This is a genomic window from Methanoregula sp., from assembly GCF_003170075.1.
In the GTDB taxonomy this organism is placed as follows: domain Archaea; phylum Halobacteriota; class Methanomicrobia; order Methanomicrobiales; family Methanospirillaceae; genus Methanoregula.
In genome coordinates this window covers 1-5,654 of record NZ_PMZU01000075.1, presented here as the reverse complement: position 1 = coordinate 5,654, position 5,654 = coordinate 1, and the positions used below count along the sequence as shown (strand labels likewise).

Here is a 5,654-nt window from a genome sequence, read left to right as displayed (position 1 = left end):
TACGGCACCATCGCAACCGGGGGATGCCACAAGCGTGTGGGGGCAAAGCCATCGAAGAGCGTTAAGAGAGATATTTTTGAGGATTTCTCCAGAGCCCGATAAACGGCTATTTATAAAAAGAGACGCAAATACCTGTGAGAAACCGGTTTAAGCATCAGCGTCCGGTACGGCCGATATCATGAAGTACATTGTCACCGGCGGGGCCGGGTTTATCGGGTCCCATATCGTTGAAGAACTCGCACAGCAACAGCACGAGGTTGTTATCCTCGACAACCTGTTCTCCGGGAAGATGGAGAATATCTCACCGTTTCTTGAAAAAGACAATGTCTCCTTTGTGAACGGCAGCATCACGGACCTTGTGCTGCTCCAGAAAACGTTCGAAGGTGCCGACGGGATCTTCCACGAGGGGGCAATCGCCTCGGTGCCGCGATCCATCGCAAATCCTCTTGCGACAAACGAGGCCAATGTTACGGGAACCTTACATGTCCTCATCGCTGCCCGGGACTGCGGCGTGAGGAAAGTCGTGTTCGCATCGTCTTCTTCGGTATACGGCGATACTCCCACACTTCCCAAGCGAGAAGATATGACACCGTCTCCCCTGTCCCCGTATGCGGTCTCGAAACTGGCCGGGGAGCATTATCTCAGGGTTTTTTCTGAAGTGTATGGTCTCGAAACCGTTGCCCTCCGGTACTTCAATGTCTTTGGCCCGCGCCAGGATCCAAAATCCCAGTACGCTGCGGTCATCCCGAATTTCATTACCCGTATACTGAACCACCAGTCACCGGTTATTCACGGCGACGGGGAGCAGACCCGGGACTTCACGTTTGTGAAAGATGTCGTGCAGGCAAATATCCGGGCGATGGAGCGTGAAGCCCAGGGTGTTTTCAATGTTGCGTATTGCAGGCGTATCAGTCTCAAAGATCTTGCAGCGGCGATCATGGAGGCGACGGGGATCTCCGTCCCGCTCCGGTATGACCCCCCGCGATCCGGCGACGTGAAGGATTCGCTTGCCGATATCACCCGGGCACGGGATGCATTCGGGTATGAACCTCAGTATACGGTAAAAACAGGTCTTAAGGAGACAATCGCATGGTACCAGAACCAGTGAAAGGAAAAACCGTCTGTGTGCTGCCGGCGCAGGATTTTACATTCGCACGTCCGGACTTTTTTTTGAATTGCACAGAAAAACAGTATAACTGATCGTTCTTATTGTCTGATGGTGAAGATCGTCTCCGCTGTCGGGGCCCGGTCCCGGTTCTTCAGGCGCACCCCGGTTTTTTTTTGAGAACTCTAAAAAAAGGAGGGCAATTATCCCTGCCGACAGATATGCATATAAGATTCAAGATAAAAGATTCACCGTAAACAGGAATTTTTCATTCCAGTGTCGTGAACGAATATATGAAGAAAACAAAAGCAATCAATAAAAAAATTTTAAGCGAGATCCTGCGGCGCATTGTTGATAGTGCGAAACCTGAAAAAATTATTGTGTTTGGCTCTACAGCAAGAGGAGACCGGGGGCCTGACAGCGATTTGGATCTCCTGGTGATCAAGTCAGGTACCTATAACCCCCGTACAGTTGCTGCAGATATTTACATGAAATTGTATGGTGTGGGCCAGGCCATTGACCTGATCGTTGTTACTCCCGAGCAGGTACGGGAGTACGGCAATTCCCCGTACCTTGTCCTGTATCCTGCACTGCGTGAAGGGAAGGTTCTTTACGATGCCAGTACCGCTTCTGCCCAATAATCCCCGGGAATGGATCCAAAGGGCACGCAGCAGTCTCGCGATTGCCCGCTGCCGCAAACCGGATATTTACCGTGAAGACTTGTGTTTCCAAGCACAACAGGCGGCAGAAAAAGCAATTAAGGCTGTATTTATTGCCCGGGATCTTCCCTTCCCGTATACACATGACTTGTCAGATCTTCTTCTCCGCCTTGAGAAGAGCGGGCTTGTCATTCCGGATAAAATAAAATCAGCATCGCGTCTTACTCCTTTTGCAGTACACACGAGATATCCGGGTCTCGAATTCCCGGTGAGCGAAGAAGAGTATACCGAAGCAGTGGATCGTGCAGAATCCGTGGTGCAATGGGCGGAGAATGTGATTCAGGATATGGAATCCTGATGTATCTTGTGCAAATGGGCCATGAACAGGAGATAGTCACTATGAAGATCGTCTCCATTGTCGGCGCCCGGCCCCAGTTTATCAAGTGTGCCCCGGTCTCGCAGGAGCTCCGGAAGGGGCACGAGGAGATCCTCGTCCATACCGGCCATCACTATGATCCGGAGATGTCCGATATATTTTTTGAGGAGCTTTAAAGATCCCGTGGTCGGGTTACAACCTTCGCGTGGGATCCGGGTCGGATGAAGAAAAGATCCAGATGCTCCTCCGATCCGGCATCTGATCATGGGATATTGCCGTGGAATCTATCCTTCGCTTTTCACTCATTTTATGAATTGTACAGTCCCAAAATAATGCGATCGGGAATTTTATTGGTATACAACGCTCCGATGCCTGATTCGAAGAATAAGGATGCTGTCAGAAAGGATAGCATATATTACTCTCCAGTCCCCGACACGATATTTATACAATCCCCTGAACTGACCTGTAAGTGCTTCGTGTGTTTCCGGATTTTCTGCAAGTCCGGACTCTATCGCATGGATTATTCTTTCTGCAACCGGTCTGTCAATCTTCTTTAGGTCATTGAAGACAGAGCGCTTATAATCAATCCGGAATACCAAGGAGGTTTTTCATCTCCTCTGAAGAAATTATGGCATCATCCTTGTCCCGCAGACGTTCGAGAGCAATGATATAATCTGCATATTCAGAGAGATACATCTCCATTGCCTTTTTTACAAGATATGCCCTTGAACGTTCAAGTGAAACTGCCACCTCATCAAGCTGATCGACCAAATTATCCGGTACACGGACGGTGATACTGGTTGTCATAATCGATTACATTGTAATTATATGCAATCCTGTGATTTCAATGTATTCATATTTATGAAGTCATCCTCCGGGCCGGTTCCCGGAGATGTCTCATACGTTTTTTGATGAGACGGAGATCCCCCGGCCGGATTACAATTCCGGCTCTGTGCCCGGGTTTTTCAGGTTCCTAAAAAATCCATACGGAAAGTGCTGGCATGCACGGCCAGCACATCCGTTCCGATACATTATTTGTTTATTGAAAAGAAAGAGAATAATCCAGACATAATCGGAGTCGGTTTCTTGACATCACGAACTATCCTGAATACAACGATCTGTGTTGTCGGGCTTGGCTACGTGGGCACGCCCCTTGCCGAAGCGTTCGCAGAGCATGTGCCCACGATCGGATTCGATATCGATCGCCGGAAGATCGACGGCCTGAAAAAATCCGGGTCGAAAATCCGTGCGACGATGGACCCCGCCGCGATAAAAGAAGCGGATTTTGTCATGATCTGTGTCCCGACGCCGGTCACAAAGGCAAAGGACCCGGACCTCACGCCGGTCCGATCGGCAACAAAAACGATCGGGAAGAACCTGAAACCCGGGGCGATAGTCGTCCTCGAATCCACGGTCTATCCCGGTGTGACCGAAGAGATCATGGTGCCGATCCTCGAAGCGGAATCCGGCCTTGTCTGCGGCAGGGACTTTTTCGTAGGGTACTCCCCCGAGAGGATCAACCCGAACGACGAGGCGCATACCCTTGACAAGATCATAAAGATCGTTTCCGGGATGGATGAAAAGACCACGGATGTCCTCGTGGAGCTGTACAGTCTCATCACCCACGTGTACCGGGCGCCTGACATCAGGACGGCAGAGGCGGCAAAAGTCATCGAGAACATCCAGCGCGACCTCAACATCGCGCTCATGAACGAGTTGTCCCTCATCTTCGAGCGCATGGGCCTTGAGACACAGGCCGTCCTCGAAGCCGCCGGCACCAAGTGGAACTTCCACCCGTACCGGCCCGGGCTTGTCGGGGGGCACTGCATCCCGGTCGATCCCTACTACCTCGTGATGAAAGCGGAGGAGCTCGGGTACCACCCGCAGGTGATCCTTGCCGGCCGTGCGATCAACGATTCGATGCCCAAACATGTCGCCGACATGGCGATCAAGGGCTTGAACGACGCCGGCAAGGTCATCAGGAATTCCAAGGTCCTGATCATGGGCCTCACCTACAAGGAAGATGTCCCCGATATCCGGGAATCGCCGGTCGAAGAGATCATTCATGAACTTAAAGAATTCAAGATCGATGTGTACGGGTACGACCCGCTTCTCCCCGGTGAAGTGATCGAGCGGTTCGGCGCGAAGCCGCTGCCGAAGCTGGACAAGAAGATGGATGCGGTGATTATTGCGGTCGCCCATAAGCAGTTCAAGGCAATGAGCCTGGAGCAGATCCGGGGGTTGATGAACAGTAAGCCGGTGCTCATCGATGTGCGGGGGATGGTCGACCAGAATGCGGCGGAGAAGACGGGGATGTTTTACCGGAAGTTGTGAACGTTTGATGAGGCTTTTTAAAAACCCGTGAGCATTTTTACACTTTGCGAATTATCCATCCATACCGGATCCAGGATAGTCACGAAATTTTTTTTTTGTTGTCGGCGCCCGGCCCCGGTTTACCAGGTGCGCCCCCGGTCTTCTATGAGCTGCGTAAGGAGCATGAGGAGATCCTCATCCATACCCGGGAGATCTGTACCTGCTTTTTAGATCCTGATAACCAGTGTTTGTTGGTGCATTTGTCGGAGACTTCGGGGGATGTACGGGTTTTTCCTTGTGGATATTGCCCGGGCACAAAGAAACATTCAGGTGTGCATCCCGGTATACAGAAAAAACCGGTGTACAGGAAACAATATCCTGGTACCGGTAAAAGGGAAAAACGCCTGTGGTGCCGGGCCTTTAGATTGCCCGGGCGGTCCTCCAGCCGTCCCGACTGTGGTCATCTTTACAGTCTTTTTTTTAGGCTCGCAAAGATTCCATCAGATGGTGTTCCCTATACTCATTTTGTGCTGGCGGCCCTGCTCATATCCCCATAATCCTCCCGATCACCTGCTGCGCTGATTCCGGCCCTGCGATCCGGGCCAGCACAAGCGACGCCATCACCATAAACACTGCCCAGAACACTTTTTTCACCTGCTCGTTTTTCCCGAACGCATCAATCACCGCATCGGCATCTGCCTTCATGCCATACCGGATCACCTTCGGTATGAACACAAACAGCGGCATCTGCCTTCATGCCATACCGGATCACCTTCGGTATGAACACAAACAGCGGCAGGAACACCACTGCAGCACCGGTGAACGCGAGGCTCACCTCCGCTTTTCCCGCAAGCCAGCACCCGGCCGGCACAGCAAACATCCCGGCGAGCACCGCCGCCATCCCAACCTCGCCGAACCAGAAGTAATGTTTCTTCTCCGCAGAGGTCTCCTTCTCCGCATCGGTCAGCGCGGAAAAATCAAAGACGCAGAGCGTGTTCAGCATCCCGTACCAGACCGCGTGCGTCTCCTCCGGGTCCGCGACGAGACCAAGGAACAGCACCGCGACCGGTACAATGAGAAGCAGAAGGGGGAGATGGGCCAGCACAAAGACAATCCCGAGCAGGATCCCGGTCCCGCAGATTGCGGCCCGGGTCTGCACCTCATTCTCGAACATCGGTACTCTCCGCAATCCGGATCTCAA

At 52.1% G+C, this 5,654-nt stretch carries 8 protein-coding genes and 1 pseudogene; 5 read left to right on the top strand and 4 right to left on the bottom strand.

Annotated features, from left to right (window positions below; all coding sequences use genetic code 11):
* Positions 1-178 precede the first annotated feature (178 nt).
* From QZN75_RS09830 to QZN75_RS09815, 4 genes and pseudogenes are all read left to right on the top strand, one after another.
* Positions 179-1,108, top strand: coding sequence for an SDR family oxidoreductase (locus QZN75_RS09830; protein WP_292428093.1), 930 nt, complete (start codon positions 179-181; stop codon positions 1,106-1,108).
* 290 nt (positions 1,109-1,398) lie between these two features.
* On the top strand, positions 1,399-1,746 hold the full coding sequence (locus QZN75_RS09825; protein WP_292428091.1) for a nucleotidyltransferase domain-containing protein: 348 nt from the start codon (positions 1,399-1,401) through the stop codon (positions 1,744-1,746).
* Complete coding sequence (locus tag QZN75_RS09820) at positions 1,721-2,122, top strand: HEPN domain-containing protein (RefSeq protein WP_292428088.1); 402 nt, start codon at positions 1,721-1,723, stop codon at positions 2,120-2,122. Before QZN75_RS09825 ends, QZN75_RS09820 begins: the two co-directional genes overlap by 26 nt.
* Positions 2,123-2,163: 41 nt before the next feature.
* A pseudogene (locus QZN75_RS09815) lies at positions 2,164-2,360 on the top strand (UDP-N-acetylglucosamine 2-epimerase (non-hydrolyzing)); the annotation flags it as partial.
* 127 nt (positions 2,361-2,487) lie between these two features.
* On the opposite strand, the gene QZN75_RS10010 reads toward QZN75_RS09815, so the two are convergent.
* Positions 2,488-2,739: a type II toxin-antitoxin system RelE/ParE family toxin gene (locus QZN75_RS10010; protein ID WP_366652814.1), complete on the bottom strand. Its 252-nt coding sequence runs from the start codon at positions 2,737-2,739 to the stop codon at positions 2,488-2,490.
* Positions 2,723-2,947, bottom strand: a complete 225-nt coding sequence (locus QZN75_RS09810) for a ribbon-helix-helix protein, CopG family (protein WP_292428086.1) — start codon at positions 2,945-2,947, stop codon at positions 2,723-2,725. The genes QZN75_RS10010 and QZN75_RS09810 overlap by 17 nt, the downstream gene beginning before the upstream one ends.
* Before the next feature lie 279 nt (positions 2,948-3,226).
* Here QZN75_RS09810 and QZN75_RS09805 point away from each other — a divergent pair, with 279 nt between their 5' ends.
* Complete coding sequence (locus QZN75_RS09805; RefSeq protein ID WP_292428083.1) at positions 3,227-4,474, top strand: nucleotide sugar dehydrogenase; 1,248 nt, start codon at positions 3,227-3,229, stop codon at positions 4,472-4,474.
* A 522-nt stretch (positions 4,475-4,996) separates the two neighbouring features.
* Here QZN75_RS09805 and QZN75_RS09800 read toward each other — a convergent pair.
* Entirely contained in the window at positions 4,997-5,158 is a 162-nt protein-coding gene (locus tag QZN75_RS09800; RefSeq protein ID WP_292428080.1) for a hypothetical protein, read from the bottom strand.
* Positions 5,130-5,654: hypothetical protein (locus QZN75_RS09795; protein WP_292428078.1), on the bottom strand; the 525-nt coding region annotated here is incomplete at its 5' end. The genes QZN75_RS09795 and QZN75_RS09800, both read right to left, overlap by 29 nt.